A 3,284-nucleotide genomic window follows, 5' to 3' on the forward strand; every position below is an offset into this window, starting at 1 on the left:
GCCTGTTCGGCGGCGGCCGCGACGGTGACGGCGCGCCGGCTGCCCTCCACCGCCGACTCCGACATGCCCTGCGCCACCTCGCGCATGCGCGCGGCGGAGACGTGCACGTTGGTCAGCATGCCGGTGACGTCGCGGTCGAAGGCGCGGACCATGAGCTGCAGCGCCTCGGCCCGGCGCTCCTTGGCCTCGCGGTCGGCGCGCTGTTCGTCTTCCAACCGGGCGCGCACCCGCGCGTTCTCGCGGAACACGGCGACGGCCTGCGCCATCTCGCCCACCTCGTCGCGGCGGTCCAGCGCCGGGATGTCGGTGGCAAGATCGCCGCCGGCCAGCGCCCGCATGGCCCCGTTCAGGGCGTGCAGCGGGCGGGTGATGCCGCGGATCATCGCCGCACTCGCCGCCACGCTGGCGCCCAGCAGCAGCGCCGCCGCGGCGGCGATCAGCCGGAAGGTGCCGGCGGCGTCGGCGCGCACGGCCTCGGCACGCCGCATCAGCTCGGCCCCGACCTGTTCCTCGACGCCCTTCAGCAGGTCGATGCGATCGGTCGCCGCCTGCCACCACGCGTCGGACGTGACGTCGCCGAGCTTCCCGGCGAGTCCGCCGTCGTAGGCGCCCCGGCGCATCGCCTCCACCCGCTGGCCGGCGGGACCGGACAGGACGGCGCGGAGCGCGGCGTTCAGTTCATCCGGCGCCACCATGTCGAAACCCAGAAAGAACGCCTGCTGCTGGGCGCCCAGCGCCACGAAGCGCTGGTGCAGCTCCGGCGCGAAGACGCCGCCGGTCAGGCCGGTGGCGCCGACGGCGCGTTCCTGGCCGGCGCGCTCCTTGCCCTGCATCAGGCTGGCATAGGCGGTGACGACGCCGGATACCTCCGGCGTGCCGCCGATGCGCGCCACCTCGCCGGCGATCTCCAGCAGGCGGGCGATGGTGGCGGTGTAGTAGGATGCCGAGTCCGCGCCGGACAGCGCGAGCGCGCCGACCGCCTGCCGCTTGGCCGGCAACTCGGCGAGCGCCGACCGGGCCGCCTCCAGCCGCCGGGCCAGCGCCGGTTCGGCGTCGAAGCCCTCGGCCTTGCGGCGGTAGGCGTCCAGCCGCCCGTCGGTCTGCGCGCGCTGCCCGGTCAGGGCATCGGCCATCCGGGCGCCCTTGCTGGTGATGACCACGGCCGAGGTGCCGCGTTCCTTCTGCAGCTCGTGCACCAGCGCGCCGACGTCGGCCACCAGCGACGCCTGCTCCTCCAGCCGTTCCATGGCGGTCAGGGTGGCGCGGCTGTCGTGCAGCGCGCCCAGCGAGAAGCCCAGCATGCCCAGCAGCGGCAAGACGGCCACCAGGGCGAAGCGGTGGCGGATCCTCAAGGCGTGCGTCAGACCGAGCATGTGCGTTCCCCGTGCCGAACCGACCTGTCCGGTTCGATTACAGCGCGGTCATAGACGCAGCCTTGATCGTAATCAAAAGGATTAGTGTCTAGCCGGGCTCGGGTCTGCGAATGGACTCATCCCAGTACGGTTCCGGCCCGAAGCGCGACGCCAGGAAGTCCACGAAGGCCCGCACCTTCGGCGACAGGTGACGGTTCTGCGGGTAGACGGCGTAGACCGCCGATTCCGTCACCATGCAGTCGAACAGCAGGCAGCGCAGCTGCCCGGCCGCCAGCGCCGGCCCGGCCAGGAACGTGGGCGACACGATGATGCCGCGCCCGGCGACGGCGGCGGACAGCAGGATGTCGCCGTTGTTGGCGAACAGGGTACCGGACACGCGCACGGTGCGCGTCTCGCCGTTCACGCGGAACTGCCACTGCTCGGCCAGCGGCACGTTGGTGTAGAGCAGGCAATGGTGGTTGGCGAGGTCCTCGGGCACCTGCGGCGTGCCGTGCCGCTCCAGGTAGGCGGGGCTGGCGCACACCACGCGCCGGTTGGGCGCCAGCCGCCTGGCGATCAGCGAGCTGTCGCGCAGGCGGCCGATGCGCACCGCCACGTCGTACCCCTCGTCGATCAGGTCGACGTAACGGTCGTTGAGGTCGATGTCGATCTCGATGTCCGGGTAGCGCTCCATGAAGGCGGCGATGGCCGGGGCGAGGTGCAGCAGCCCGAAGGACAGCGGCGCGTTGACCTTCAGCCGGCCGCGCGGGGCGGCGTGCAGGTCGGTGACCGCGCGCTCCGCCTCTTCCAGGTCGGCCAGGATGCGCGTGCAGCGCTCGTAGAAGGCCTGCCCGACCTCCGTCAGGCTCAGCTTGCGCGTGGTGCGGTTGAGCAGCCGCGCGCCCAGCCGGTTCTCCAGCTCCGAAATGCGGCGGGACACCACCGATTTCGACAGGTTCAGCCGGTCCGCCGCGGCGGTGAAGCTGCGGGTGTCCACGACCTTGATGAAGGCGAGCATGTCGTCGAGACGGTCCATGGCATTGTTGTACACCCAAGAACAATGAAGTGCAAACAGCCTGGATTACGGAAGGGGACGCGACGCGCTATCTGGTTGTTGGAACGGGACGCCCCGCAGGCGAACGCACGAAGAAGACAGAGGGAAAAGCGACATGGCCAAGGTTCTGGTCCTCTATTACAGCAGCTACGGTCACATCTCGAAGATGGCGCAGGCCGTGGCCGAGGGGGCGCGCGCCGTGCCCGGCGCCGAGGTGGTGGTCAAGCGCGTCCCCGAACTGGTGCCCGAGGAGGTTCGCAAGAGCGCGCATTTCGTCGAGGAGCCGGACATCCCCGTGGCCACGCCGGCCGAACTGGGCGACTACGACGCCATCGTGCTGGGCGTGCCGACGCGCTATGGCAGCATGCCGGGGCAGATGAAGAACTTCCTCGACCAGACCGGCGGCCTGTGGGTGAAGGGCGCGCTGGTCGGCAAGGTCGGCAGCGTGTTCAGCTCGTCCGCCTCGCAGCACGGCGGGCAGGAGAGCACGATCCTCAGCACGCACACGGTGCTGCTGCACCACGGCATGGTGATCGTCGGCCTGCCGTACACCTTCCAGGGGCAGATGGGCGTGGAAGAGGTGATGGGCGGCACGCCCTACGGCGCCAGCACCATCGCCGGCGGCGACGGCTCCCGCCAGCCGAGCGCGGTGGAGCTGGACGGCGCCCGCTTCCAGGGCAAGCACGTCGCCGAGATCGCCACGAAGCTGGCGGCGTGAGGGAACTCCCTCTCCCCTCCGGGGAGGGCTATCGCATCTGAGTAAAGCGCTCTCCGCCTGTTGACCTGAAGGAAGAGACCGAAGTGGCCTTTTCCTTCAGGAGACGCGCGATGCAGTCGCTCATTGAGATTTTCCGAGAGGTTCGCGATCCGCGCGACCC

3 protein-coding genes are annotated in these 3,284 nt (G+C 70.5%); 1 reads left to right on the top strand and 2 read right to left on the bottom strand.

Going from position 1 to position 3,284, the window contains the following annotated elements:
• Together VED21_RS01240 and VED21_RS01245 are read right to left on the bottom strand one after the other, a co-directional pair.
• The coding region (locus VED21_RS01240; protein ID WP_324880484.1) for a nitrate- and nitrite sensing domain-containing protein at positions 1 to 1,373 on the bottom strand (1,373 nt) is incomplete at its 3' end.
• A gap of 88 nt (positions 1,374 to 1,461) precedes the next feature.
• Positions 1,462 to 2,388 carry a LysR family transcriptional regulator gene (locus tag VED21_RS01245; protein WP_324880485.1) on the bottom strand — a complete coding sequence of 309 codons (927 nt, stop codon included), beginning with the start codon at positions 2,386 to 2,388 and terminating at the stop codon, positions 1,462 to 1,464.
• Positions 2,389 to 2,521: 133 nt separating this feature from the next.
• On the opposite strand from VED21_RS01245, the gene wrbA reads away from it, so the two are divergent.
• Positions 2,522 to 3,124, top strand: a complete 603-nt coding sequence (gene wrbA / locus VED21_RS01250; protein ID WP_324880486.1) for an NAD(P)H:quinone oxidoreductase — start codon at positions 2,522 to 2,524, stop codon at positions 3,122 to 3,124.
• Positions 3,125 to 3,284 lie beyond the last annotated feature (160 nt).

Origin of the sequence: Azospirillum sp. (genome assembly GCF_035627195.1) — a bacterium.
Classification (GTDB): domain Bacteria; phylum Pseudomonadota; class Alphaproteobacteria; order Azospirillales; family Azospirillaceae; genus Azospirillum.